We start from the raw sequence: 26,984 nt of genomic DNA, 5'->3' as shown, positions 1-26,984 counted from the left end.
GCCTATTCCCCATCACTGCTAAAAAGGAAGGGAGTTAGCTTGGCGCGATCAGCTGGAAGCAATTGCAATGGATGCTCGCGTACTCGCTCGGCTTCTTCTGCGGTGATGGCCGCCTGATAGCGTTGAAGGGTGTAGTGGGCAAGTGCTGTGCGAACAGTCAGCTGTAGGCGTCCTTCCGGCATGCCGAAGTCGCGTTCAACTAAAGACTTTTGGGCATCACTGAGTAGCTCATTAGGGATCAGTGTCAGGTTGACTTGGTCGTGCCAGCTACTGTCTGTACTTGATAATGGGGCGTGAGCGTCGCACGATTTTGGCGTGCGACAGATACGTGAGAGCAAAAAGTCGCGGAAGGCTTGGCGCTTATGGCACCAAGCGCGAACGTGCCAGCGAAAACCGGTATAAACGAGCGTGTGAGGTGAAATCACGCGCTCATGAATTTGCGGGTTGGACATGGAGGCGTAGAGCACTTTCAGGCTGCCGGCATTGCGGCAGGCTCTGATCAACTCGCGAACCACTTCAGGGCGGGCTGCACGGTCTGGAAGTTGGACAGTAGTGACGCTGGGGTGAGCTTCCAAAACCTCAGACACGGGCTGATCAGATTGCTCGCCGATTAGTGCCATGTACTCATTAATGTGTCCAGCGCTCAGTACAGGCTGAAAACCAGCCGTCGGCACATAGCCTTTAACTGCAGGGCTGTGGATTAGCGAGCCTGGATTGAATTCGCTGTTATAGCGATTGATGTCGGAAGAAGCTTGCTGGCGGCTGATACCAAACCATGCCATCAACTGAGTGGTGATCAGGCGACCCTCCCAATAGCTGATTAGCTCTATCGCGCGTAGCCTGAGGAGGGCTTCGTGTTTGGGGAGCGGCATTGGCATTCCTGAATGTGAGATGGTCCAGATGATGCCTGATACGAGGCAGAAGTGTAAATTTATTTACTGTAAAGTTTTTTGCGTTTTGAATGATTTCGCGTGGATCGCTAATAGCGTCGGCGCCGGGTGCGTGAAAAATAACGTCGATCGATTTTTAACGATCTCAACTCGTAAGCCCTATTTCCAAGTTCACTTGGTCGGACTGCATTGTCAGTAGCTTGAGCAGAAAAAATAAAGCGCACAACACTCATGGATGCTGCTGTTGTGTGGATGCTGTTGAAGCTTGTAGTGCGAAAGACGAAGCTGCCCAGTGGGTCACTGCCGCCGATTACCACATTCAGTCCCCCCGTAGGGCTTGCAGGTATTGCCTCTGGCCAGCGAAAGGTACTCCTGAGACTGAGGAGGCACGATCATGGGCTATGGGGGGCCAATGTGTCGCGGTCTTCATCAGAATCGAACAGCAGCAGATTTTCCAGGAACAGACCGTCACCGGAAGGGAGGTCAGATCGCTCACGACTCATTCCGTCGTACCCAAGAGTCACGATTTTATTTATTGAATGATCGCGGCCAATGGCTAATTGCTCTGCACTAGAGCCTGCTGCATGCTGGCGCAGGATTTTTAGCAAGGATGTCGTCAGTGGGACGCCATGGGAAAGGTCATCGGTATGCTGAATAAAAGTGAAATGGGTTGGGTGGATTTTTCATCCGAGGACAGGGATCGGGTCAGGGATGTGATCAAGCAGCTCTCAGAACCTGGAACCCTTGATGAACTCGGAATCGGTGCCTTGCGCGATGGTTTTGCCGACCTTATGTTTCCTGGGTTTTCGACCATTCAAACCCGCGCTAAATACCTGATAACCATTCCACGGATCATTCGCGATTATCTGGCGCTCAAGCCAGCGCAACAACGCAAGCAGTCACTGCAGCAGTATCTTGAACAGCAGGAAAATCAGCTTGCCAGGGCTCTGACCCTGCAACACCAGAATGAGGGTGTGACCGGCATCATCGGCTCAACGATGAAGGAAGGCGAATCGGTTGCACGATTGCCATCGTCTGTCTATTGGGTGGCATTACGTACTTGGGGCATCATCAATACCCAGGCTTCGCTTAATCAATTCTTGAAGTCAGTCAAATCTCCCGAAAGCAGCCTGGGAAGCAGCCTGCCAGATGAGGCCGACGATGCCGATGGTGTCTCGACTGATAGCAGAGTTCACCTCGATCGATACGATCCACAATGGATTGAGGATGTTCATATCACCTTGACCGAGTCCGAGGCTGTGTTTCTCAGCGACAAACTTCAAAACGGTCCGTTCAATAGCCTGCCATCGCAGTTTGAGCTCAGTGGCCTGTTGAAAGAGGTTTTAGATGAGGATCTGGCGGGCTTCGCTCAACTTGCCGGGTGGGTAGCGGCAAAGCCCGACTTAGCTCAGCGCACCCGCGACACGGTAGAGATGGCTCATGCATTCAGTGAGCTGATCTACGGTGCCCATCTTCGCTTCAACATTCTGGTTGCTAGGAATAATCAGCGTGAGGATTTGGTCAATCAGTACGAGTCTCACTGGCTCGACTGGCGTAAGGTTCGTCAGGCTGGACCTGAACAGGTTCTGCAATGGTTGGCAGCCACCAAAATCACGCTGCAAGGCCGGGTTGGGACATTTTTAATGGAGTGGAGCGAGCATATCGCCAACAATGCATCGCTAGGTGTGCTTGATGCTCTGGTTGAAAAACAGGCTCTGGGAAACAAAAAAGAGCGATCAATTCTGAAAAAACGTTTGCCTGATAACTACCGTTGGATCGGCATGAGCCGTCTTGATTTCCGGTGGTCTCAAGTGCGCACCATCCTGGGCGATATTCAGGAAGGTTTGCCATGTTAAATCCGAGCGTCGATCGTCTTGACTATGGCGAAAAGCTGCAGGCCCCGGAAGGTTTTCAGCTGAGCTACGCGGTGGCAACCAGTTATTCACTGGAGCTCGATACCCTGCTGTGCTTACCCCTGGCACTGTCCTTGAACGGCACGCTGGAGGGCAATCCGCATGGCGGCAAGCTGGCTGCGCTTGAGGGCATCCGCCAACTTAAAGGTCGACTGAAAGTCTTTTTTCAGCAAGGCAATATCAAAGTTCCCGGTGCGTTCACCCCCCTGTTTACACTCCTCGAACCTTGTTTGGTGCCCATGGTTCCAAGCGGGTGCTTCAGCTCGTTCCACCCCAAGATATGGCTGCTGCGGTTCACCAATGACACCAGGCAGGTGCGCTACCGGCTATTGGTGCTGTCTCGCAATCTGACGTTTGACCGCAGTTGGGATCTGGCCGTCGCGCTTGAGGGAGAGGTGGCCACGGAAAACAGTCGGGAGAATGATGGTCTGTTGGAGCTTTTGCAGGAGCTCGCACCTTTCGCAAGGCATAAAGACAAAGCGTTGGATTTTGCCCCGGCTTTCACTCTATTCAAGAAAGAACTGACCCGTGTCGTTTGGCAAAAACCCAATGGTTTTCGAGAGCTAAAAACCTTGTTGGGTAAGGCACAGCAGGTTCCGCTGGACTTGGGTGGCTCCACGAACACTGTGCTGGTGATATCGCCTTTTCTGCATGCGGAGGCACTCGACATGCTCAAAGAGCGTGGCGAGCGCCATTGGCTATTCAGTCGTGCTGAAGAGTTGGAGCGACTGGGGGCTGAGAAACTGTCGGGTTGGGAGTGCTTTGCCCTTAACCAGCGGGTTGTCAATGGCGAAGATCACTTGGATAACGGTAAAACGCAAAACCTGCATGCCAAGCTGGTTTTGGTCCAGAACGGCGCTACCAGTCACTGGCACGTGGGCTCTGCCAATGCGACCAAGGCAGCGCTTGGTGGTCTCAGGCAAGCACCGCCTCGTAACACTGAGTTCATGTTACGCCTTTCAAGCTCGGGTATCGCCCAATCGGCCGAACAATTGAAATTGGAGCTGATCGGTAGCGAGGAAAATTCGACGGGAGTTTTCATTCCTCATTCGTTCCAGAATGAAGAGCAGCGAGAGCAGAACTCGGACGACGAGGGTCTGCGCAAACTTTTGCACACCTTGATTAAGGACGATTGGAGTGTCAGGGCAAAGGTTAATGCCGATTTCACCTACAGGTGTGAAGTCCACTGTTCAGCGCCGCTCCTTGCAAGCTCCGAATCGGTCCAGGTGCGGTTTCTGGACGTGCCTGGCTACCAGGACCTGAAGGCGACGTTGGTGTGGGATCGACTCAGCCTCTTGCAGGTCAGTGCATTTCTGGTCGTGAAAGTGCGGGTTGGCGACAAGGTTATCGAGCGGGTAATCAAAGCCTCACTCATTATTGACGGTGGCGACGGTCGAGAGCAGAAAATTGTCAGCGATTTGATCGACAGTCCGCACAAGCTGTTGGCGTACATACGAATGGTGTTGCAGCCTGATCATGAAAAAACTGAATGGTTCGCCCGCGACCCTGGCGCTTCAGCACTAGATGGCTCTGACGAATTGTTGAGCCATCTGATGGGTGGGCCCATATACGAGTCGCTACTGCTGTGTGCAGCCCGGCAGCCCGAAAAGCTGCAGCGAATAGAGGCGGTACTCAGTCATCTGCGATCTGTGGAAGGTCGTATACCCGATGACTTCAACCGGTTATGGGACAACTACAAAGCATTTCTAGGGACGGAAAAAGCGTGAATACAAGCATAACGACGCATGAGCGCGCATGCCTGGAGTTAAGGTCCACGCTCAATGGGCTCAAGGATTTCCAGCAGGCTACGGTGCAACGGATAACTTCTTTATTCAATGACCCCAGCCATAGTCACCGGATTTTAGTGGCCGATGAGGTGGGACTGGGTAAAACTATCGTTGCCAAGGGCGTCATCGCATCTTTGTTACTGGATTGGCATGAGCCCCGGCCGTTTCGCGTCACGTACATCTGTTCCAACCTAGCGTTGGCGACTGAAAACCGCTCAAAACTTGCGGTTTTCAAAGACCCGAGCATGGCGAAACTGGTGCGCGAGCCCTCTTTCTCGAGGCTGGCAGAAGTTGCGTTGCTTCCTCAACCGGATCTTGGTGACGGAGCCTTGCTGGAAGTTTGTACGCTCACGCCCAGTACTTCTTTTTCGATGACTTACGGCGCGGGGAACAAGCGCGAACGGTTGGTGATTTTTGCGGCTCTCCTTCAACATGAAGATATCGTCCCACTGCAGGGCAAATTATCTGATCTGTTTCGCGATAGGGTGCAGGACGTAGAGGGTTGGGAGTACGGGCTTCAAGAAGTTCAAGTCCGCGGACTTAATACAAAGATCGTCGAGGACTTTCATCACAAGCTGACGGAAGTTGCTCCGGGTGAGGCCCGGTCAAACATGGAGGTACTGACGAAGGTCGCCCAGACTGGCGTTAATCGAGACAGCCCCGAAGAACACAGCCTGTTGCGTCGTCTACGCGTACTTTTTGCCGGATCTTGCGCGGCACACCTGCAGGCGGACTTGTTCATCCTCGACGAGTTTCAGCGGTTTGAAAGTTTGCTCGACCAGTCTGAGGGCAACGAGCACTCGATGATTGCCCAGCAGGTGTTCCGCAAGAACCGCCGCAGCAAGATCATCTTACTCTCGGCGACACCGTTCAAGGCACTAAGCACCATCCCCGATGACGAAAACGACGACGGACACCTTGCCAAGCTGGAGCAAATACTGAGTTTTCTGAACCTGACCCCGCTTACGGCCTATGAGCCTGTGCGCAAAATGCTCAAGTCGGAATTGCAGCGCCTGCGTCAAGCCGGCGTGAAGGTTGATGATCTGGATGAGCGCCCTCGCCAGCAGGTTGAAAGCCTGCTGCGCCCGCTTATTGTCCGTACCGAACGAAGCCAGATAGCCGTGGACGTAAATCGCCTGATCGATGCGCCTCCTTTCGACTGCAGCGCTGAAGTGCGTACTGAGGACATCAAGGCCTATATAGAGCTGGATCGACTGGGGAGATTGCTTGAGAAGGACCGTAACCTGAGTTTCTCCCGGCAGATGATGGATTTCTACAAGTCAGCCGCATGGCCGCTGTCGTTTAGCACAGGCTACAAACTGCAAGATGTATTGCAGAGCAAGTTCGAGAGTGATCCCGAAGTGCGCAAGTGGGTAAAGCGCAGTCAGAGCCTTTGGCTGCCTCGGGATCAGGTCAACGACTATAAATTGAATGTCGCACGGGATGCTCCAAATCCTAGGGTGCGGTCGTTGACTACTCATTTGTTTGGTGACGGTAAGAAAAGTGGGCCGGAAATGCTGCTGTGGGTTCCGCCCAGCATGCCCCACTATCCGCTGGCAGGTGTCTTTATCGGCCACGAAACATTCAGCAAGACGCTGTTATTTTCTGCCTGGGCCATGGTCCCGCGGATGCTCAGTGGTTTGTTGAGTTATGAGTCCGAGAGGCGGGTGTTAGGTCGACGCCAGCCTGAGGCTGATTATTTTCCGCGCAAGACAAGGAGTAAGGCGCGAGATGACTCCGCCAGCCATCATGATCTGAATCGTCTGATCCGGCTGGACGCTGGCGATCTTGCGTACTGGTCGCTGGTTTATCCGAGCAAAGTGTTGATCGATGTTCCTCTGAAGCGAAATGAAGCATCGCTCAAAGATTTGCTTGCCGAGAGAATCAAACACTTTGCCGGACTGCTCAAACCGCTGGCGGCGGGGCATAGCGGAAGTCGCAATCAGAATCACTGGTATGTGCTGGGGCCAATGTTGCTCGACCGCATGCACAACGACAATTGGTATGAGGACTGGATCGCGAGTATCAGCAACGGATCTGATTTTCACGAAAACACTCTAGGGCGAGTGGACGATATCTCTCAGCGGCTGGACAGCGTTAAAGAGCTCGGTGAAATGCCTGCCGATTTGCCAGAGTATCTCGCCTGGTTGTCTGTTGGTTCACCTGCTATATGTGCTTATCGCGCACTGTCTCTGACCTATAGCGAAGATGATCCAACGGTGAATTCCGGGCATGCCAGCTCCATCGCTTTGGCGTTCGTCAGCTTGTTCAATGGGGTCAGCGGTAGCGCCGTCATCAAGCGCATCAGCAAACGACAGCATTGGCGAGGCATTGTCAAATACTGCGCTGAAGGGGGGCTGCAAGCGATGCTGGAGGAGTATTTCTACATGCTCTCCTCATCGAACGGTGTCGATGACGCGGTGAAAGCCATCGATAATTCGCTGCGCACCAAGCCGTCCAGCGTGAAAGTCTGGAAAGCCGGTCCGATCGATGACAGCACTCACTTGCGTTGTCACTACGCAGTGCAGCTCGGTACGCAGAAGGCCAGTGATGAAGCAGGTCAGGAACGGGTCGTCAGTATCCGTGAGAGCTTCAACTCGCCGTTTCGTCCGTTTGTTCTCGCCTCGACGTCGATTGGTCAAGAAGGACTGGATTTCCATTGGTATTGTAGTGATGTCGTGCATTGGAACCTGCCAAGCAATCCCATCGACCTGGAACAGCGTGAAGGACGAGTGAATCGCTACCAGTCATTGGTCGTGAGACGGCGGGTGGTCCAGGCGCTTTCCAAAGAGACCGACTCGTCCCAGCGGTGGGCAGCACTCTTTGAGACCGCTGCAAAAATGCCCTGGAAAACCGACCTCGTACCTTACTGGCACTATCCCGAGGGCGATGCTCAGATTCGTCGTCTGGTTCCAGTCATGGCGATGAGTCAGGAGCAACAACGCTATCCGCAGATGCTGAAAATCTTATCCCTGTATCGCCTGGCATTCGGCCAACCTGGCCAGAGTGAGCTGCTTGAGCATCTCAAGAGCCTCAACCTGTGCACCGGCGACCTGGAGAAGCTGAAGCGGCGGCTCATGATTCAGCTGGCCCCTATTCTTTATCAAGATGAAAGTCAGGACGTCCCGGCATAACATCTGGCGGGCTTGTGCTGGCCTTCATTTGATCACGACCGACAGTGGCCTACCGTCAACAAAACGCACACAACAATGGATCTCCGCTCGCCGTATGCTGCTTTTTCCCCTGTCGACGCGAGGAACCTGCTGCAAAACTTGACCTGTATATCCGCCCAATATTCCCCGGTAGTGTTTAACGACATATCGTCTGCGTGTACGGAATTTTGGCCCCGACCGCTGAAGCCTGAATCAAGGAGGATTTGATGTTTTCTATGTCATGTAGATCATCGCCAGGCGGGCGAAAGGGGGGGAGTTCAGTCATCATGCCGTTCAGCGCTGTACCCAGCGGAGAATTCGTGCGCAGCAGGTTGAGTGGTTGCGCAATTTTCGCGTGCGAATCTGGAAGAACGGCGCCGAGGTTTATCTGTTTGATCATGATGCGTTCGATGGCCTTCTGCAAAGCGTGTGCAGCCAGGACCGGCAGTTGGCCGAAAAATCCCGCAACAGCTATGCGGTGGTGAGTGCCGTTCGTGTCATTACGGTCGGGCATCGCAACACCTCTTTTTTTGTTCAATAAACCGGTCTGCGCTCAGCAGCGGCGTTTGGACAGGTACTGATTTTGATGGCGTTCAGGGCGAATCTGGCGCTTGTGCGCTAACAGCTTTTCGATGCTGGCACCCAGGTGTTGGCGACAGTCTATGAATGTGGGAGTGGTGTTATGCAGGACGCAGATGAGTTGAAGCCTGGCTTCATGATTATCCACAGCAACCGTCTCGATGATTTGCGAGCCTTGGCTGTGAATTGGATGCAGCGTTATCCGCTGGCACCACTGGAAAACGAAGTGGTGCTGGTCCATAGCAATGGTATTTCGCAGTGGCTCAAGCTGGCCCTGGCCGATGACCCTCAAGCAGGCGGTTGCGGCATTGCAGCTGCGCTGGACGTGCAGTTGCCGGCACGTTTTCTGTGGCAAGCCTATCGATCAGTGTTGGGTAAGGACTCAACACCTGAAACCTCGCCACTGGACAAGACTCCCCTGAGCTGGCGGCTGATGCGCTTGCTGCCGCAGCTGATGAGCAAGCCTAATTTCCAGAGCCTGCAGCGGTTTCTGGAGCAGGACGACGATCTTCGCAAGCGTCATCAGTTAGCCGAGCGTCTGGCCGATTTGTTCGATCAGTACCAGGTGTACCGTGCGGACTGGCTGGAAGACTGGGCTGAAGTCCGCGACCAGCTCAAGCAGATCAATGGCATGCCTAACCCGCTGGATGCCGATAATCTTTGGCAGGCCGACCTGTGGCGCGAGCTGTTGCTGGATGTCGGCGAAGGCGCGCTTGAGCGCAGCCGAGCAGGTGTCCATAAGCGCTTTGTTGCCCGCTTGCAATCGGTGGAACAGGCTCCGCAAGGTCTACCTCGGCGCATTGTGGTGTTTGGTATTTCGTCGATGCCGGCTCAGGTGCTCGAAGCCTTAGCGATGCTTTCGCGGTTCAGTCAGGTGCTGCTCTGCGTACATAACCCCTGTCGTCATCACTGGATCGATATCGTGGCCGACAAGGACCTGCTGCTTCACAGCTATAAACGTCAACAACATAAGGCTGCCAGCCCGACGCTGGCAGATCCGCTGCATCAAAACGGTCAACCACTGCTGGCCGCCTGGGGAAAACAGGGTCGCGACTATATCAATCTGCTTGACAGCTACGACGACCCCTCCAGCTACCGGCATCTGTTTGTGAACGTGAATGGCGGGCGAATCGACCTGTTCAGTGAAGATGAGGCCCCGACGCTACTATCGCAGTTGCAGGACGACATTCTGGAACTGCGGCCACTGACTGAAACTCGCGAACACTGGGCGCCGGTACTGTCGGAAAAAGATCGCTCAGTGCGTTTCCATGTGGCGCACAGCCCCCAGCGAGAAGTGGAAATCCTCCATGACCAGCTGCTGGCCCGTTTCAGTGCAGACCCACGGCTCAGCCCGCGTGACGTGATTGTCATGGTCCCGGACATCAACGCGTATGCGCCGCACATCGAGGCAGTCTTCGGGCAAGTGCCTTACCACGACCCGCGTTACATCCCGTTTACTCTCGCCGACCAAGGGCAGCGTGGTCGCGAGCCGCTGTTAATCGCGCTGGAGCACTTGCTCAAGCTGCCGCAGAGCCGTTTTGCGGTCAGCGATATTCTTGACCTGCTTGATGTGCCCGCGCTTCGTGCCCGCTTTGGCGTCACCGAGGCCGATCTGCCTACGCTGCATCGCTGGATTGAAGGGTCCGGTATTCGCTGGGGACTCGATGGAGCGCAGCGTGAAAGCCTGGACATGCCAGCCGGGCTTGAACAAAACACCTGGCGCTTCGGCTTGCGCCGCATGCTGCTGGGATATGCCGCGGGCAAAGGCCCGGCGCTGGACGGCATCGAGCCTTACGACGAAGTCTCCGGCCTCGAAGCCGCGCTGGCAGGCCCGTTGCTGACCCTGCTCGATCACATGGAAATCGCCCGTCTGGACTTGCAGCAACCCACAGTGCCGAAGGTTTGGGTTGAGCGTTTACAGTCGCTGCTCAAGGTGTTTTTCCGGCCCGTTGGCGAGGCCGATGAATTGCTCGTCAACCAACTGCTGAAGATTCTCGATGACTGGCTGAAAACCTGCAACGAGGCTGAGTTTGATGAGGCGGTGCCGCTGAGCGTTGTCCACGAAACCTGGCTTGGCGGCATGGATCAGGGCGGCCTGTCCCAACGCTTCCTGGCGGGCGCGGTGAATTTTTGTACCTTGATGCCGATGCGTGCGATCCCCTTCAAGGTGGTGTGCTTGCTTGGCATGAATGATGGCGACTACCCTCGCCAGCAGTCCCACGTCGACTTCGACCTGATGCGTCATGACTACCGTCCCGGTGACCGTTCCCGCCGAGAGGATGACCGCTACCTGCTGCTTGAGGCGCTACTGTCGGCCAGGGATCAGCTGTATGTCAGTTGGGTGGGGCGCAATATCCGCGACAACAGTGAGCGGGTGCCATCGGTTTTGATCGGGCAACTGCGCGATCACCTGTCGACCGGTTGGCGACTGAGCGGTAGCGAGGAGAATCCGAAGGCGCTGATTGACGCTCTGACCCTGGAACACCCGCTGCAGCCCTTTAGCCCTTCGTACTTTGCGAATCTGTCGGGGCCGGACGGTCTGTTCACCTATTCCCATGAGTGGCGCAACGTTCATACGGTTGCCGAGGCAGTGCTGGCGCCGATCGAGCTGACACCGCTCCAGCAAGACACGCCTTTGAACCTGCGCCAACTGACGGGTTTTCTGCGCGATCCGGTGGCTGCGTTCTTTCAACAGCGCCTCAAGGTACATTTCGACAGTGATGAAATGGTCAGCCGCGATGAGGAGCCTTTTGAGCTGGACGCGCTGGAGAATTGGCAGCATCAGGAAACCTTGAGCCAATCACTCAAACGCTGGGTCGAGGAGTCCTATCAGCCTGAGCATATGGACGCCCAGCTGGAACAGCATGTGCAGCGTTTGCAACGGGAGGGCAAATTGCCCTTGGCGGCATTCGGCTCACTGAGTGCGGCCAAGCTTGCTGGACCGCTTCCTGATCTGATGGCGCGTTACCACGCGGCCATTCAGGAATGGAGCGAGGTAGAGCCAGGCCAGATCGAGCTCAGGTGCGAGCCGACGGATTCGACGCCAGGCTTCGTCGACTGGCTGGGCGGGCTGCGCCGTAACGCCGGGAAGGACTTGGCCTACGTGCAACTGGTGAGCAACAAACTGCTCACCGACGACGGTTTTCGTTGGCATAACCTAGTTCGTCTCTGGGTACGGCACCTTGCTTTGCAGCTGGGTACCGAGCCGTGCACGACGATTTTGGTTTGTCTCAACGGCAATGTGCTGTTCCCTCCATTGAGCAAGGCTACTGCGCAAGACCATCTGCAGCACTTGTTGCAATACTGGGTCGAGGGCATGTGCGAACCGCTGCCGGTTGGCTGCAAGACTGCTTTCGCCTGGTTGTCGGGCAGTGGGGGCGCGGCTCTGGACCAGGCCAGGGAAACATTCGAGGGCGGCTATATGGTGACCGGGGAGGTCGCCAGTTCGGCCGCCTTGCGCCGCGCTTATCCCGACTTCGATGCATTGTCTGGTGATGGACGATTTACGTTGTTGGCCGAACACCTGTATGGCCCTTTGTTTAACCATCTTTCATCTGCTGGCGCAGGGAGCGACCTATGAATCCCGTGAATCTGGAGTCTCTGAATTTTCCGTTACACGGCAGCCGTCTGATCGAGGCTAGCGCCGGGACCGGCAAGACATTCACTATTGCGTTGCTGTATGTGCGACTGGTGCTTGGGCACGGCGGCGCGAATGCATTCAAAGAGCCGCTCAATCCGCCGCAGATTCTGGTCGTGACTTTTACCGACGCCGCCACTCAGGAATTGCGCGATCGTATCCGCCTGCGTTTGAGTGAAGCCGCGCAGTGTTTCGCCGAGCCCCTCGGTAGTCACGATTCGTTATTGGAGCAACTACGCGCTGATTATCCGGCTGAGCAGTGGCCCGATTGCGCCCGTCGCCTGCAACTGGCCGGCGAGTGGATGGATGAGGCGGCGGTCTCGACCATCCATGGCTGGTGTTATCGGATGTTGCGTGAGCATGCCTTCGACAGCGGCAGCCTGTTCACCCAGACGCTGGAAACCGATCAGAGCGAATTGCTGGCCGAGGTGGTGAGGGATTACTGGCGGCGGCATTTTTATGGGCTATCGCTGGATCAGGCTGAGGTGATCGCCGACTATTTCAGCGGGCCTCAAGAGTTGGGTCAGCTGCTCTCGTCCTTGCTGGCGCGGCGCACTGCGAGCTTCATGCATGGCGGCGCAGTATTGCCTACCCCCGGAACCCTGGCGGCCTTGCTCAAGGCGCCTGCTGACTGGAAGGTCAGCCTCTCTGCATTGGAGCAACTCGCACGAACGGCATGGCGCGATGACCGGCAGCAGATTGAACAATTGCTGCACGGCATGCGCAGCAAGCTGCATGGCAATACCTATCGGGGCGTCAAGGATGATCAGGTATTTGCCGGGTGGCTTGAGGCCTTGGCGAACTGGAGCCAGGGCCAGACCGCACCTGGCAATCTGAGCAAGTTTGGTCAGGAGCGTTTCAAACTCACCGGTGGCGCACAGGCCCCATCGCATCCAGCGTTCGCAGCCATCGACGCCTTGGCGGACCATCAAGCAAGCAAGCAGGACATTCGGGCCCAGTTACTACTTCATGCGCTGGCTGAAATCAGCGAGCGTTTCGATACCGAAAAACTGCGCCGCGCCGAAATCGGCTTCGATGATCTGCTCAATCGGCTCGATGCGGCGCTGCAGGGGCAGTCGGGTGAGCGACTGGCAAAAACTGTTCGTGAGCAGTATCCGGTTGCCTTGATCGATGAGTTTCAAGACACCGACCCTGTGCAGTACCGAATTTTCGAAAGCATCTACCGTATCGCCGACAATTCACCGGACAGCGGGCTGTTCATGATCGGTGACCCGAAGCAGGCGATCTACGCCTTCCGTGGCGCGGACATCTACACTTACTTGAGCGCCCGTGAAGCCACCAGTGGACGACATTACACCCTGGGTAAAAACTTCCGCTCCACCGAGGCCATGGTGACGGCCGCCAACCGCTGTTTCGAGTTTGCCGAAGGACATCCGCGAGCGGCCTTTCGGTTTGCCCGGGAAGGCTTTGCCAACCCAGTGCCGTTTTCCGCCGTGCTTGCCAAGGGGCGCGAGGCGCGTCTGGAAATAGGCGGTGAGGCCGCTGCCGCGATGACGTTGTGGAGCCTACCCGGCACTGACGGCATGATCAGCACCGGGGCGTACCGGCGAGGCATGGCAGAAGCAGCGGCTTCGGCTATTCAATCCTGGTTGGTGCCGGATGGTGCCCAGCAAGCAGGTCTGCGTCAGCCCAATGGCAGCTTCGTTGCCCTGAGACCGGCCGACATCGCGATTCTGGTGCGCAATCGAACCGAAGCCGAGGCCATCCGCAAGTCGCTGTCCCAGCGCAAACTGGCCAGCGTATATCTGTCTGATCGCGACTCGGTGTTTGACAGTCCAGAAGCCCAGGACCTGCTTTATCTGCTGCGTGCCTGCGCTGAGCCTTCAGTGGATCGGCTGCTCAGGGCGGCGCTGGCGACGCACAGCATTGGCTTAAGCTGGCTGACGCTGGAGCAGCTCAACCATGACGAACTTTACTGGGAGCAACAGGTTTTACGCTTCCGGGATTATCGTCATCTCTGGCAGCAGCAAGGTGTGCTGCCGATGCTGCGCAAACTGATGGCAGACTTTCAGATACCCGCGCGTTTGTTGCTGCAGACCGACGGCGAACGCAGCCTGACCAACTTGCTGCATCTGGCCGAATGGCTGCAGCGTAGCGCCACTGAGCTGGACGGCGAAAATGCATTGATTCGTCACTTGGCCGAGCAGCTGCAAGCTGCCAGTGAAGAAGAAATACTGCGTCTGGAAAGCGATGCCGATCTGATTAAAGTCATCACCGTCCACAAATCCAAGGGGCTGGAGTATCCACTGGTTCTGCTGCCATTCATTTGCAACGCGACTGAACTCAATGGTCGTAGCAAGTCGCCGCCGATGTTCCATGGCGACGATGACGGCGAGTTGTGCATCGAATTGGGCAAGTCCGAGGCAGCCAGGGTGGCGTATGAAAAAGCCAACGACGAGCGTCTGGGCGAGGAAATGCGTCTGCTCTATGTGGCATTGACCCGTGCCCGTTACGCCACCTGGCTGGGTATCGCAGCAGTGGGTCGCTCCAATGGCAAGGCGACCGATCTGGATAAAGGCGGCCTGGGTTATCTGCTGGCTGGCGGTGACAAGATTGTTGCAGGGCAACTTGAATCGCTTTTGTCCGACCTGCGCGGGGACTGCGAACACATCGTCTGTGAACCAGCACCCGAGGCCACGGATGATTGTTATACACCACCACTAAAAGCCGAGCTCAGCCAGGCATTGATCCCACTGCATAAGCCCGCCTCAAACTGGTGGATCGCCAGCTACTCGGCACTGTCCATCGCCGACGGCAACCAATTGATGGGCGCCGAAGCTGGTCAGCGGCTTGAGCCTGCCACGGCCCTGGAGGCGAACCTCACCGAGGAAGGCCTTGCTGTGGATGAAATAGTCGCGACGCTTCCTGCGGGTCCGGGCATTCACGGTTTTCCCCGTGGCGCAGGCCCCGGTACTTTCCTGCATGGGTTGTTCGAGTGGGCGGGTAACGAAGGCTTCGCGAAAGCTCAGGCCATGCCCGAGTCGATCGACAGCACAGTTGGCCGCCGTTGCAACCTGCGAAGCTGGGAAACCTGGATCGAACCACTGGCGGCTTGGCTCAAATCCTATCTGAGTACACCGCTGCGTTTTGACGGCAGCTCGGTCAGCCTGAGTGGCTTGAGCACCTATCAGGTGGAGATGGAGTTCTGGTTTTCCAGTCAGTCGGTAAATGTCCAGCAGCTCGACAAATTGGTGCGCCAATATACCTTGAATGGCGAACCGCGACCGGTACTCAATCCCGGCCAGCTGAACGGTATGTTCAAAGGCTTTATCGACCTGACGTTCGAACATCAGGGGCGCTACTACGTGGCCGACTACAAGTCCAACTGGCTGGGCCGCAATGACGACAGTTATGACGCTGCATCGATGGCCGAAACCATGCTCAGCAAGCGCTACGACCTGCAGTTCTGCCTCTATCTGCTGGCCCTGCATCGGCAATTGAAGTTGCGCCTACGTGACTATGACTACGACCGGCACATGGGCGGTGCTGTGTATCTATTCGTGCGCGGGCACCATTCCGCCAGCCAGGGTGTGCATTTCGAAAGACCGCCTCGCCAACTCATCGAACAAATGGACAGACTTTTCATGGGCCAGCACACGGAGGTGGCAGTATGATCCTGACACTCAAACAACTCAGTGACAGCCAGCGCAGCAGCGACGCACCTGCGATTGCCCTGTCTCAGGCTTCTAGCCAGGATTTGCTGCAGCAGTTGGAGCTTTGGGTGACCCGCGGTTGGCTGCGCGCCCTGGATCGTTCAATGGCCGCGTTCGTCCTGGAGCAGGACCCCCAAGCGCCGCCAAGTGTCCTGTTGGCGATTGCGATGACCAGCCATCAATTGGGCCGAGGGCATTCCTGTCTCGATCTGACGGCAACCCTCAGCGCGCCGGACTTCGTCCTTTCGCTGCCGCCTGAAGGCGATGAAGGTGGACAGCTACCATCGCAGTGGTTGCACGGTTTGGATGCGGTCACCTGGCGCCAAGCGCTGGCTGCCAGTGATCTGGTCGAAGACCGCGACACCCCAATACGTTACTCGGAGCGCCCCTTGGTGCTCGCCGGGCAACGCTTGTACCTGCGACGCTTTTGGAACTACGAGCAGAAAATTGCCAAAGCGCTCAGCGCTCGACTGACTCAGCCGCCGATCACCCCCGATCATTTGTCCAAACGGCTCGATGAATTGTTTCCAGAATCGGCCAAGGACGGTGGTCAGCGGATCACCGACTGGCAAAAGCTGGCCTGTGCGTTGGCTGCTCGTGGGCATTTCAGCGTGATCACCGGCGGGCCTGGCACCGGCAAGACCACGTCGGTGGTGCGCCTGCTGGGGCTGCTGCAGACCCCGGCCGTCGAGGCTGGCAAACCCTTGCGCATTCGCTTGGCCGCGCCGACTGGCAAAGCGGCTGCACGCTTGTCGGAGTCCATCGGCAAGGCGGTCAGCGAACTGCAAGTGACGGACGACGTTCGCCAGGCCATCCCCACCGATGTTTCGACGCTGCATCGCTTGCTGGGCAGTCGTCCCGACTCGCGCAACTTTATCCACCATCAGGACAATTTTCTCGCGCTGGATGTGTTGGTGGTCGATGAAGCATCGATGATCGATCTGGAAATGATGGCCTGCCTGCTCGATGCCTTGCCGCTGCAGGCACGCTTGATCATGCTCGGCGACAAGGACCAGTTGGCCTCTGTCGATGCTGGCGCCGTGCTGGGTGACCTGTGTCGCGACGCCGAGGCAGGGCGTTACTCTGCGGCGACCAGCGCCTGGCTCACTGAACACACCCACGAAGCAGTTGAAGCGGCGGGCCTGCAACTTGGCGAGGGCCTGGGCGACCCGTTGGCGCAGCAGACAGTGATGCTGCGTTACTCGCGACGTTTCGATGCCAACAGAGGCATCGGACGCCTGGCAAAGCTGGTCAACGAAAAGAATGCTGGCGAGGCTCGACAACTGCTCGAACATCCGCCGGAACAACTGTTCAGCTTGAAACTGCGAGGCGAACAAGACAGCAAACTTACCCGTCTGATTATCGATGGTCATCCCGAGGCTGACGGCAAGCCCTCGGGCTATCGCTATTACCTGGAGCAATTGCAACAGCTGCGGCCGGCAACTGGCACTGTCTGGAACAGCGATGGCTGGGTGCAATGGGCGAGCAATGTTCTCAAAGCCTTCGATGAGTTCCGGCTGCTTTGCGCCTTGCGCCGTGGCCCTTGGGGCGTAGAAGGATTGAATCTGCGCGTGGCCGGCGAGCTGAAACATCGCAAACTGATCGACACCGACCATGGCTGGTACGAAGGCCGACCAGTGCTGGTCACCCGCAATGACTACAGCCTGGGATTGATGAATGGCGACATCGGCATAGCGCTCTACCTTCCAGTGCCCGATGACAGTCAACCCGGACGCATGAGCCTGCGGGTGGCGTTCCCCCGCAATGACGGCACTGGCGATGTACGCTTTGTCTTGCCCAGCCGGCTGGTTGAAGTCGAAACGGTCTACGCCATGACCGTGCATAAATCCCAGGGCTCGGAATTCAACCACACCGCGTTGCTGCTCCCGGATGCGCTAAACCCGGTGCTGACCAAGGAGCTGCTCTACACCGGCATTACCCGCGCGAAAAACTGGTTCAGCCTGATTGAGACCGGCCCTGGGGTGTTTGAGGGCGCGGTGAGCCGCAATGTACAGCGTTTGAGTGGGTTGGCATTGCAGTTAAAGGCTGAGTTGTCCAAAGAGGCTCAACGATGATCGGTATCAAGGGATTACCCCGCAACCTTGCACAGGTGCGGGCCCTGTTGCACGCGCATCTCGAAGAACATCGACACCTGCCGGAAAGTACTCGGCTGCGGGACCTGGGCTCGGAAAAAGCGGTGGTGCAGGATTATTCGGGACGGGTTGTCTTCGAGCTGCTGCAAAACGCCCTTGATCGCGCTACTGGCCATATTTTGCTTCGCTGGGATCGACAACGACAGATTCTCGAAGTCGCCAACGATGGACGCGCGATCACGACCCAGAGCGTGGACGGACGTCGCTCCGATATTCAGGCGTTGCTGAGTATGCATTCGAGCAGCAAATCAGCTGGCGAAAGCATTGGCAATAAAGGTGTCGGCTTTCGTTCGGTATTTGGTGCTGGCAGTCAGGTCGAGGTCTGGAGTCGTGCTGAAGATGGCCATTGGTGGGGCATGCATCTGCAACATCCGGCGCGCTTTGCGGTGGCCGTTGACGGTTGGATCAGCCAGGACGCGGCCAGCTTTTACGTGCCGCTGATGCTCTCGGCCCAGCCAGAACTCGATTCAGAGCATGTCACACTGATTCGCTTGCAGGACATCAAAAAACCTGAGGTCGTTGCCAGTATTGAGGCATCCATGGCGGAGTTGAGCCGTGGACCGCTGGCCTTCCTGCAGGAGCGCTCCGCACTTGGCTTGCGCATTACCTTGAGTGTCGCAGGGGAGCAGGACGTCACCCATGTTATCGACGCCAAGAATTACCTGGCGATGGCGCAGCGGCACATGGCATTCCCGGTCGAAGTGCGTGCCAGTACCGGGTTGGATCTGGACGTCGCAGATGTGCGGGTGATTGCGTCCAATGACCCGAGCAACTCGCGCTACTGGTCCTATTTACCCACCGAACAGCCTGCCGGGTTTGGCGTTCAGATTCACGGCGACTTCTACTTGAGCAATTCGCGCCGTCACCTGACGCTGCGAAAACTGGAAGGCACCGGGCAAGCGACTGACCCGGCGGGGTGGAATGCGACTTTGGTGCGTCTGGCCGCTGAGTGCATCGTTGAGCTCTGGCAAACGCCGGAAGTTTGCCTGGCTGAAACATTCTGGGAATACGCCACGCCGCGTGCCTGTACTTGCCCGCACCTGAAACGCGAAGTCGCCACGCTGTTCTGGCAGACGCGCGGAGCGGTATTTGAAAGCATGGTGAAGAAGAGTTTTTCGACTGGCCGGACATGGCCTCTGGTGCGCTACCGACAGTTGTTCGAGGCGCTTGAAGCCTGGGCGGATTACGCTTATCGCAACCTGAAGCTCGGTTATCTTTCATCGCACCGTGAATATCTGCTAGCGCGGATTCAGGCCAGTGGCGCCAAGGTCCTGCCGATTGTCAGCGAGGGGTTGGAGGAGAATGCGCCTGTCCTGCGCGCGCAGCCGCTGGTTCAAATTGCCAGGGGGCAGCATCGTGGTGCCGAAGTCGACCGCATCTACTACCGCCGCTCAGGGCTTGAAAATCAAACCGAGCTGGCTCAAGTGATCATGCGTCAGAAGTCCTTTATCACGACCTTCACGCCTGCCTTGGATATGTCACTCGCGCAACAAGGACTGATCAACTTTGATCGACCAGAAATACTCGCGCAACTGCGTCCTGGGGACAACGAAGACGATCATGTCGAGCTGGTCTGCGCCGCGCTGGCCTTGGCCGGTCATGAGGGCACTGGAGGCGTTGGCTCGTTTTTGCGTCGGGCGAAGGAGCGTGGTGTCGGCGCGGCCTGGCGTTTTGTTAGCAAGGAAACTGCCGCCAGTGCTGGTGCAAGCCTGGCCAGCCTGATGGTGAAAGGGATGGATGGCCATTGGCATGCCGCACAGGCGTGTGCACGAGTCAAAGGACCGTGGCCACAACTGGATGAGCTCTGGCTGGCTGAAGTTGTGGACGGTATTGTGCCGTCGTCCACCATCGATGATCTGTGTCTGCTATTGGGGATTGGCCCTATTCCATTGTCCGACCTTGAAACGATCGCATTGCCCGATGAGTTGCCGGTCGAAACGATGACCGAGCTTGTTGCGCGCTGGCCATTGCTTTCCGGCTTTCTCGCCCGAGAGGAAGGCCGGCATCTGTTGGCTGCCCTGGAGCGGTGCCGCTGGCTGCACAGCGGCGGCGCGGTGATTATCCGTGACGGGCTGCAGGGCCAGGGTCCCTATGCGCCATTGGACATCTGGCGCCAGCGGAGCAGTGGGGGGTTCAGAACCTTGTTGTTGCCGCGTTTGGAAGTAGAACGAGGCAATGACGCGACCTGGTACGCCCAGCTTGGGATTGCCAATGCACTGGAGACCAATGGCGCCGAGCGGGTGCGCCGCGCTTTTGAGCGCCTGCGGCACATTGATCCGCGCACATTGGACTCGGCGGCGCTGCGTGATTTGCGCGAGCTGTATCGCAGTCTGATGGATTTGACCCTCAAGCACGAAAGCCTGACACCGCCCTTGCTCTATCGAGTCGTCGGCGAAGCGGGGCGCCAACAAGGACTGGCGTGGGGCAGCGCAGGGGACCGCATCTGGCACGATAGCGGGGAAAATCCCACCGCATTGCTCTCGTTCAACGACATCAAATTGTGGGTGGTCAGAAAACTGAGCAAAGAGAACGCCTGCCGCTACGGTCTGGAGCATTTCGAACCGAAAACCGCAAAAATCAGCTGCCACGGTGACAGTAATGATCCGCTGGCGGTGAAGCTGCGTAGCCAGTTGCATTTGGCTATGCCGGATCTGATGGCCGCTGCCAGCGCGGCGCACAACGATTTCAATGCCAGCAAGGCGTTGGAGGTTTTCGCCAGATTGATCATCCGCCACTATGACGATGTCTGGATCGAATGGTCGTTTGACGGCAAGCTCGGCTGCCTGGGCAAAGACTCGGTAGGTGATGTCTTTGAACACGTCACGCAACAGGGGGCGCATGAGCTCTGGTTCGATGGGCCGGATGTGCCCTTGGTCGAATGCGCGCATCCCTTGAGCCAACTGCTGACAGAAAAGCGGGCATTCGGTGCGTTGTTCAAGGATGGGCTGCATGCGTGGAGCAATGCTGCGGATTCTGTCGGTAAAGACGGGCGAGTGTCGGGAGCCGTTCAGCGCTTTCGTCGTGAGTATGGAATTTCCGATCAGGAGGTAGCGGAGTTCCGGTTGCGTATTGACGCCCTTGTGTTGACTGCTGAAGAGCGGTTGCTGTGGGTGGCGTCGGTTCGTGAAGTACTGCAAAGCTTCGCGTCGGGCCTGAGCTGCGAGCCATTTCCAGGTATGGTGATCAGACCGGAGATTTTTTTGAATGCCCGGAATGTCGCAGAAGATGAGGTGACAGAGGCATTGGCCGGGATCAGCAAGCTTCGTCCGCTTGTCGACTTCGCAGGCACGCATGCATCGGCGTTGGCGCTGGCCGACACCTTGCCTGCTCTGGCAGCTGCGATTGAAGCGACTCCTCGTGAACGCTGGATTGAAACGTTGCTGGAAGGGTTGCAGAAGGAAGTCAGGGTTGAGCATGCCGACGAGAGCGCACAGCTGAAAATGATGGATTTCGATCCCCAGGTAATCTTGCATCGTCGGTTGGATATTGAGCCGCAAGACCAGGCGCCCTCAACGGATGCTCTGGCATTTGCGAGCGGGAAGTTGGTCCTAAGTGCGCTGCCCGAAGCTCTTGATAAGTTGGGCTTAAAATCGTTCAGTGCAACGCGCGTCAGTATGATTGCCCGCGATGCTCCTCAGGATGAGGATCATTTCATTCGTGATGCCCGACGCAAGGCGACAGGTGGGTTACGGGCCGAGGAGGCCGTTCTGGACCATTGCGTACCTGAAGCCATGCGTTGGCTCAAAGAGGACCCGGAAGGCTTTCACCAGGCATTGGCCGCGCCTCTGGCGTTTCTTGGGGATGAAGGTCAGCGGCGCTCGACACTGATAACCCGCGAAGAGCAAATGCGCAGCTTGCTTCACGTCGCCGAATACGTCGGTAACGCCGGATTCGATGTGCTGGTTCCACGTGACAGGCGCTTTCTGCAGGTCGAGGTCAAACGAGTCGCTCAATTGAAGAGCGGCAGGTTCTTCGTGTCTGACAACGAAAGACGGCGCGCGCTGGAATATCGCCAGCGAGACCTCGGTTGGCGACTTTGGCTGGTCTCAAGTGATGGAAAATCACGGGATGTCACCGAGGTGATGGATACCTTTGACAAGCACAGCGACGCGTTGCAAACACTCGCGAACGATGGATTACGTCCAGGTGAATGGATGTTTGTGCTCAAGGAATGACACTGAGCCAGCCCACGACTCCGTGTGTTGGTTTTCTCAACGCACCTGGGTCGGTGCGTTGGGACATTTGTAGCCAGGGTACTGTGCTTCGGCCGTTATCTTGGCCATGGCCGAGGTGATGGCTTGCACAGTAATGGTGAAGTTGGCCGCTGGACCTGCGTTAGGCGTGACACGTTGCATGAAGGCTTTGTAGGTTTTCATCGTCAAGACTCCTTGGATTTGGTAGGAGAAGAGTCTTTACGCAACGTGCGACACGCTATGTCGTATTCTAATTATTTCAAATAAAGCGCCGCCATTTTTTGTGCGGTGGCTGCCATTTTCTCGCGCAGGATAGACGGCTCGACCACTTCAAGATTGTCACCTTGGCTGAGAAGCCAAAGCTCTAGTCCTTGGCTTAGGTGGGTGCTGCCTACCATCGTTCGGCAGCCATTTTCATCGAGCAGTTGTTGATCTGCTGTGAGTGGGTTTTCCGCTAGTCGCTCGTACATCTCTTGGCTTAAAAGCAGACGTAGCGGTACCGGCTCATCCGACGCAAGGCTGATCAGGCTACGCTGTGCGCTAACCGAGTTGATATCGTAGTTTTCAGGGGCCGCTATTGTTTCTGGAATTGTTGTGACTGAAATGAACCGATGTAGTGGCAAGGCCACCGGCCGGGTGTCTATTTGATTCGCAAATACGCAGGAGAGGTAAATGTTGGAATCTTGATAGGACAATCCAAGCGGTAGAAGACGATAGGACTTAGCTTCGCGTGCGCCGCGCTTGAGGTATTGAGCTTCAATAGCGTAGTCATCAAGTAGCGCCTTTTGAAGGGTTTCGAGCACTTGAGGGTCTACTTTGCCCGGCCTTAAAGTGATGAAGCGGGTATTGCTGATGACTTTCTTAGACCAGTCCTGAGACGGCCGGGCTTCACGCATCAAAGACCGGGCATATTCATGCAGTGCCGAAAGATTGGTGACTTGGGCCGCCATACCAAACCGACTGGCGTGGTCCATGATCATCACTAGGCTCATCGCATCGGTCGGTAGCAGGCTTAGGCGAGAAAGTGATCTGTCTGCCCACCAGATCCTAGCTTTGGCTTTAGGTGATTTAGGTTTACTTTTTACATGAGGGAAGCGTTTCTCCAACTCGCGTAGATGGCGTTGTAGGGTGCGTAGGTCGACAGATATTCCTTGATTTTCGAGGCGTTCATGGATGGTTTTTGTGTCGATGGCGCTTTCCAAGCGGGGTAGCAAACCTAGCAGCACTTCCTGACGAAAGAGTTGTTCCACTGCGATATCCCTGCCTTTCAATTATGTGGATTGCTATGCGACACAGGTTGTCGCGCCTGTCTGGAGAATGGTCGGGCCAATAAGTTCGCCGATCAGGACATGAGCATGACTAAAGACTCCCAGGTGTTCAATCTATTGGAGGGCATATTGCCCATGGTCAATGGCATCCGGTTTTTCGAGCCGAACGACGTGCTGGCCCTTTATGCCGGCATCGGTATTCCTTCACTACGAATTTTGGAGATCAGCCAAGCCAACGATTTTTGCCTGGCGACTTACTATCAAATCAAGGCCGCCAATCCGCTTCGCGGCATGGTCGAACCTGGCAGGTTACGAGTCCACTATGAATCTCTGCGTGGTGATGCGATGGCTTCAGACCCTAATGCTTTGAATGACCTGGGCTGGCTATAGCTCAATGGCAGTCGAGTACTGTTTGAGCCTGCTCTGGCCCGACAGCTTTTCAAGTTAGCCTTCATTCTTGGTTCCGCAGAGGCGGCTTTCAATCTCGGCGAGCAAGCCTTCTATGGCGGTTGATCGGGATCTGGCTATCAGCTACTACGAACAGGCGTACGAGGGCGGTGTTCTGTGCGCCGCGCGCGTGCTGGGTAGTCTGTATTGCGAAAGTACCGACGACTGGACGGCTGATCATCACAAAGCTGTGCAGTGGTACATATGGGCAGCTTAAGGCGATGATCTTGATGCCTGCTTCCTCTTGGGTTGCTTGGTGCTGGATAACCACTCACCCACTCATGAACGGGCACTCGGAATCTACTTGCTGCAATGGGCGGCAATGAAGGGACACATGATGGCGGCCGAGCATTTGGCCTATCTCTATAACTCGACCCTGCTGGCACCGCCAGACCCGGATGGACTCATGTTTGACTTCTGGCGTGATCATGCTATTCGGCTTGGCAGCCAGTGGGCACTGGACATGGGCGTCGATGGTCGTCGACCTCATTTTTTTGCTGTCTCGAAGAAACTTTGAAGATAGATGAACATAAGGAGCAACGCATGAGCGCAGACCTTTTTCGGGCAATACCTGAAAGCAAATTGGCGGCATCAGCAGAGGGAATCAAACGCCAGATGTCAGCTAGGATTCCCAGTAATGTCCCGTATGTGGTCGATAACCTGTGGGAATGGTTACGGCCTGAACATTACCCATCCCGACGCCATTCAACATATGCCAGCCCCACACCGGAATTGGCTTTGCTGAATGCCAGCGCAGCCTTGGTAGGGAGTGATCGATACGTTGCGTGTCGGTTAATAGTGGCACCTTCAGCGATAAAGCTCGCACAGCTTGAAGTGGTTGATGCCAGGCACCACGCCGATATTCGTCTGATTACCCCCGGTGTCAGGATAGTTGTCGCCTCTCCGAATTTTCCTAAAAAAGCATATCGGGGGCGGAAAGAGACTGGTCGTGCCGTATTATTCACCTGAACGCAGAGCCGCATTACTCAAGATGCTGCTTCCCCCACTGAACCTGTCGATGGCCGAGGTTTCCCGGCGCGAAGGGGTCAGCGAAATGTCTTTGTCCAACTGGCGCAAGCAGCTCAGTTCTGAAGGAAGTGCAGTGTCCGAAAACAAGCAATCGACCCAGAACTGGTCAGCCGAAACCAAGTTTGCTGTCGTCCTTGAAGCGGCCGGTTTGTCCGAGATCGACCTGGGCGAGTATTGCCGCCGCAAAGGCCTTTACCCCGAGCAAATCACCGCGTGGCGACAAGCCTTCATCACCGGCCAGAAGTCAGAAAAGGCCCAGCAAAAAGACGATCGGGAGCAGTCTCGCAAAGATAAGAAACGCATCCAGGAACTTGAGCGCGAACTGCGCCGCAAAGACAAGGCGCTCGCTGAAACAGCCGCGTTGTTGGTGCTGCGAAAAAAGCTCAACGACTACTGGGGGACCGACAACGAGGACAACTGACGTCTTTGCCAGAACGGCAGTTACTCGTTGACTGGCTGAGCCAAGCGGTCGCGGCGGGAGCCAGAAAAATCAGAGCCTGCCGGGAAATCGGTCTATCGCTGCGGACCTTGCAACGGTGGACTGAAACAGACGTTATCCAGGCCGATGCCCGAACGACAGTCACACGGCCAACGCCGCGAAATGCACTGAACGAGGCTGAGCGGCAGGCCCTTGTGACGCTGTGCAACAGCCCGGAGTACGCCCACCTACCGCCGAGCCAGATCGTGCCGCGCCTGGCCGATCAAGGGCGTTATCTGGCGTCGGAGGCGACGTTTTATCGCGTCTTGCGTGCAGCGGGTCAACAGCAGTATCGAGGTCGTAGTCAGCGCCCCAGGCGGTACGCAGCACCGACGACGCATGCGGCCAAAGCGCCCAATCAGGTGTGGTCGTGGGACATCACGTATCTGCCGTCGCCGATACGCGGCCAGTATTACTACCTCTATCTGATCGAGGATATTTACAGCCGCAAGGCCGTGGGCTGGGAGGTCTACGACGCGGAAAGCGGCGAGAAAGCTGCCGCGCTGCTGCAACGCAGCGTAATCGGCGAGCAGTGTTTACACGAACCGCTGGTGCTGCACTCGGACAACGGAGCGCCGATGAAATCGGTGACGCTGTTGAGCAAGATGTACGAACTGGGCATCACGCCCTCGCGGGGACGACCGCGGGTCAGCAACGACAATCCCTACTCGGAGTCGCTGTTTAGAACGCTGAAATACTGCCCGCAATGGCCGCAGGAAGGCTTTGCCAGTCTGGACGCGGCACGAGCGTGGGTGAGGGATTTCATGCGTTGGTACAACCACGAGCACCGGCATAGCCGTATCCGGTTCGTCACACCGGCTGAGCGGCATCGAGGACTGGACCATCAGGTCTTGGCCCGGCGACATGAGCTGTACGAACGAGCCAAAGCGAATAAGCCGGAACGGTGGTCGGGTCGAACACGTAACTGGGAACCGATCGGCACCGTGCTGTTGAACCCGGATCGAGAGCAACAGGTCGAGAAAAGAGCGGCATAGTTAGACGGTTGACGCGACAACTACCTTGAAAAACGCCGATTACCCAGTGGCTCAGCCGTCACAGCAAGGAGTTAACCGAGATTTCCGTTAACCAAAAACGCGATATCGCCTTATTGTTCCTCCCGGGTCTGAAGCGCGATGAGTTGGAAAACCTACGCCTTGAGAGTGGTGTAGTACATGAACTCTGCGAGCTGGCGCGGACCCATGCAACGTTCTGGGCGGCAGCATCTTCTGTGCCCAGAAAAGGTGAGGGCGAGTTATTTTTTGAGTTAATCGACAAATCTGCTAGCTACCGCCTAGAGCCGATATAGTGAGTATCGCGCTTTACCGAGAACAATCATTGGATGATCTGGAGCGCCGCTTAACATATATAGATGCTTAACACGGCGCGCCGGAATGTGCCCGTTCCTCGCAATATGAGGGCAGTTGGAATAAGTGTATTTTCGCAGAGGTTATCGGAATCGGGGTAGTCGCGATTAATCTCAGTTGCTGGTATGAGGCCAAGGGGTGGCTTTGGCTGATTCCAGCCATTTACGACATGTAGCAATCGACCTAGGCTGTGCGAAAACCCCAGCGAAGGTCGACTCACTCAAAAATCGACCTCCTGTAATCGGGCATATGCGACGATCTACTAGTTGGAAGTGGAGGAGCAAAGTACCCCTTAAACCAACCAAACTTTGAGGTTTTCACACAGCCTGGACCCAAAGCGGCCGGTCAAAACGCGAGGCCGATCTCCCTTTAGATTGTCGGCTCAGATGCCCGCCGACAATTATCACCGAGAAGATGTTC

At 56.4% G+C, this 26,984-nt stretch carries 16 protein-coding genes and 1 pseudogene; 11 read left to right on the top strand and 6 right to left on the bottom strand.

Annotation, left to right across the window (positions count from 1 at the left end):
- Positions 1-2 precede the first annotated feature (2 nt).
- From AC3I0A_RS18125 to AC3I0A_RS18115, 3 genes and pseudogenes are all read right to left on the bottom strand, one after another.
- A complete protein-coding gene (locus AC3I0A_RS18125; RefSeq protein ID WP_010656372.1) occupies positions 3-872 on the bottom strand; it encodes a WYL domain-containing transcriptional regulator in 870 nt (289 codons plus the stop codon).
- A gap of 248 nt (positions 873-1,120) precedes the next feature.
- A pseudogene (locus AC3I0A_RS18120) lies at positions 1,121-1,250 on the bottom strand (recombination directionality factor); the annotation flags it as partial.
- A 32-nt stretch (positions 1,251-1,282) separates the two neighbouring features.
- Positions 1,283-1,498: a hypothetical protein gene (locus AC3I0A_RS18115; RefSeq protein WP_489373589.1), complete on the bottom strand. Its 216-nt coding sequence runs from the start codon at positions 1,496-1,498 to the stop codon at positions 1,283-1,285.
- Between the two features lie 39 nt (positions 1,499-1,537).
- Here AC3I0A_RS18115 and AC3I0A_RS18110 point away from each other — a divergent pair, with 39 nt between their 5' ends.
- Genes AC3I0A_RS18110 through AC3I0A_RS18100 form a run of 3 tightly spaced genes read left to right on the top strand, consistent with a single transcriptional unit; the run spans position 1,538 to position 7,724 of the window.
- Positions 1,538-2,746: a DUF6361 family protein gene (locus AC3I0A_RS18110; RefSeq protein ID WP_489373587.1), complete on the top strand. Its 1,209-nt coding sequence runs from the start codon at positions 1,538-1,540 to the stop codon at positions 2,744-2,746.
- Complete coding sequence (locus AC3I0A_RS18105; protein ID WP_489373586.1) at positions 2,740-4,530, top strand: phospholipase D family protein; 1,791 nt, start codon at positions 2,740-2,742, stop codon at positions 4,528-4,530. The genes AC3I0A_RS18110 and AC3I0A_RS18105 overlap by 7 nt, the downstream gene beginning before the upstream one ends.
- Positions 4,527-7,724, top strand: coding sequence for a C-terminal helicase domain-containing protein (locus tag AC3I0A_RS18100; protein WP_489373585.1), 3,198 nt, complete (start codon positions 4,527-4,529; stop codon positions 7,722-7,724). The genes AC3I0A_RS18105 and AC3I0A_RS18100 overlap by 4 nt, the downstream gene beginning before the upstream one ends.
- Positions 7,725-7,899: 175 nt before the next feature.
- On the opposite strand, the gene AC3I0A_RS18095 is transcribed toward AC3I0A_RS18100, so the two are convergent.
- A complete protein-coding gene (locus AC3I0A_RS18095) occupies positions 7,900-8,256 on the bottom strand; it encodes a hypothetical protein (protein ID WP_489373583.1) in 357 nt (118 codons plus the stop codon).
- 168 nt (positions 8,257-8,424) lie between these two features.
- Between AC3I0A_RS18095 and recC the strand changes: the two genes are divergently transcribed.
- From recC to AC3I0A_RS18075, 4 genes are read left to right on the top strand one after another with little or no spacing between them, the layout of a single operon-like run.
- A complete protein-coding gene (gene recC / locus AC3I0A_RS18090; RefSeq protein ID WP_489373581.1) occupies positions 8,425-11,901 on the top strand; it encodes an exodeoxyribonuclease V subunit gamma in 3,477 nt (1,158 codons plus the stop codon).
- Complete coding sequence (gene recB / locus AC3I0A_RS18085) at positions 11,898-15,593, top strand: exodeoxyribonuclease V subunit beta (protein WP_489373579.1); 3,696 nt, start codon at positions 11,898-11,900, stop codon at positions 15,591-15,593. Before recC ends, recB begins: the two co-directional genes overlap by 4 nt.
- Positions 15,590-17,707 carry an exodeoxyribonuclease V subunit alpha gene (recD, locus tag AC3I0A_RS18080; RefSeq protein ID WP_489373578.1) on the top strand — a complete coding sequence of 706 codons (2,118 nt, stop codon included), beginning with the start codon at positions 15,590-15,592 and terminating at the stop codon, positions 17,705-17,707. Before recB ends, recD begins: the two co-directional genes overlap by 4 nt.
- Positions 17,704-21,960, top strand: coding sequence for a sacsin N-terminal ATP-binding-like domain-containing protein (locus AC3I0A_RS18075; RefSeq protein WP_489373576.1), 4,257 nt, complete (start codon positions 17,704-17,706; stop codon positions 21,958-21,960). The genes recD and AC3I0A_RS18075 overlap by 4 nt, the downstream gene beginning before the upstream one ends.
- Positions 21,961-21,996: 36 nt before the next feature.
- On the opposite strand, the gene AC3I0A_RS18070 is transcribed toward AC3I0A_RS18075, so the two are convergent.
- Both AC3I0A_RS18070 and AC3I0A_RS18065 read right to left on the bottom strand, forming a co-directional pair.
- Positions 21,997-22,161: a hypothetical protein gene (locus AC3I0A_RS18070; protein ID WP_167348432.1), complete on the bottom strand. Its 165-nt coding sequence runs from the start codon at positions 22,159-22,161 to the stop codon at positions 21,997-21,999.
- Positions 22,162-22,232: 71 nt separating this feature from the next.
- On the bottom strand, positions 22,233-23,228 hold the full coding sequence (locus tag AC3I0A_RS18065; RefSeq protein ID WP_489373575.1) for a helix-turn-helix transcriptional regulator: 996 nt from the start codon (positions 23,226-23,228) through the stop codon (positions 22,233-22,235).
- A gap of 105 nt (positions 23,229-23,333) precedes the next feature.
- Here AC3I0A_RS18065 and AC3I0A_RS18060 point away from each other — a divergent pair, with 105 nt between their 5' ends.
- The 4 genes from AC3I0A_RS18060 (at position 23,334) to AC3I0A_RS18045 (ending at position 26,195) form a co-directional block, all read left to right on the top strand.
- A complete protein-coding gene (locus AC3I0A_RS18060) occupies positions 23,334-23,636 on the top strand; it encodes a hypothetical protein (RefSeq protein ID WP_233445887.1) in 303 nt (100 codons plus the stop codon).
- Between the two features lie 391 nt (positions 23,637-24,027).
- Complete coding sequence (locus tag AC3I0A_RS18055; protein WP_489373573.1) at positions 24,028-24,210, top strand: hypothetical protein; 183 nt, start codon at positions 24,028-24,030, stop codon at positions 24,208-24,210.
- Positions 24,211-24,236: 26 nt separating this feature from the next.
- Positions 24,237-24,662, top strand: a complete 426-nt coding sequence (locus AC3I0A_RS18050) for a hypothetical protein (RefSeq protein WP_489373572.1) — start codon at positions 24,237-24,239, stop codon at positions 24,660-24,662.
- Positions 24,643-26,195 (top strand): IS3 family transposase gene (locus tag AC3I0A_RS18045; protein ID WP_489378534.1). Its coding sequence is split into 2 segments (ribosomal slippage): positions 24,643-25,105 and positions 25,105-26,195, totalling 1,554 coding nucleotides; the frame shifts between segments, so codons are not numbered across the junction. The genes AC3I0A_RS18050 and AC3I0A_RS18045 overlap by 20 nt, the downstream gene beginning before the upstream one ends.
- Positions 26,196-26,984: the final 789 nt, after the last annotated feature.

The organism is Pseudomonas sp. KH_024_B2, from assembly GCF_057839965.1.
This window is presented reverse-complemented; position numbering and strand designations above follow the sequence as displayed.